1 pseudogene is annotated in these 357 nt (G+C 64.7%); it reads right to left on the reverse strand.

The annotated features are described in order from the left end of the window. Positions 1-329 (reverse strand): annotated as a pseudogene (locus XH81_RS04735) (group II intron reverse transcriptase/maturase); the annotation flags it as partial. Positions 330-357 lie beyond the last annotated feature (28 nt).

Raw genomic sequence — 357 nt, forward strand, 5'->3', positions numbered from 1 at the left:
TGCATGAGCCGCCAAGCCTCATGGGCCAACGCCGTCAGCTTGCGCGTCAGGCGTTTCCCTTCCGTCTTGTGCTTCACGATGAACCGGCCATCTCGGGTCCGCCCGCAGTAGTGGGTAAAGCCGAGGAAGGCGAAGGTCTCTGGCCGCCGCTCGCCCCGACGCTGACGCGAGAAGGCCGCGAACCGGCCAAACTCGATCAGCCGCGTCTTGTCCTCATGAAGCATTAGGCCGAAGCCGGCCAGCCGCGCCTTGGGGGCCAAGAGCATTTCCCGTGCATCTGCCTTGTTCTCGAAGCCCATGACGAAGTCGCCCGCGTAGCGCACGATCACGATACGACCGCGTGCGTGGCGATGACGC

The organism is Bradyrhizobium sp. CCBAU 25360 (assembly GCF_028128695.1).
Lineage (GTDB): Bacteria > Pseudomonadota > Alphaproteobacteria > Rhizobiales > Xanthobacteraceae > Bradyrhizobium > Bradyrhizobium ottawaense.